The 244-nt window shown below is 36.1% G+C and carries 1 rRNA gene; it reads right to left on the reverse strand.

From position 1 onward, the window contains the following. Positions 1-177 precede the first annotated feature (177 nt). Positions 178-244, reverse strand: a 16S ribosomal RNA gene (locus LQ615_RS13420); the annotation flags it as partial.

Below are 244 nucleotides of genomic sequence, written 5' to 3' on the forward strand. Positions count from 1 at the left end.
ATTATTAAGCTTGTTGAATTTCGTTAAAAATTCACTCGGTTTTTTGCTTGGTAAAATCTATTTGCTTACTTATCTAGTTTTCAATGTGCAATGTTGAATGTCAAATAAACATTCAAAACTGAATACAATATGTCTCCGTTATTCCATGACCTTATGGTCATTCCGTAATATCCTTAGAAAGGAGGTGATCCAGCCGCACCTTCCGATACGGCTACCTTGTTACGACTTCACCCCAATCATCTGT

Origin of the sequence: Mammaliicoccus sp. C-M13 (assembly GCF_022386845.1) — a bacterium.
Classification (GTDB): Bacteria; Bacillota; Bacilli; order Staphylococcales; family Staphylococcaceae; genus Mammaliicoccus; species Mammaliicoccus lentus.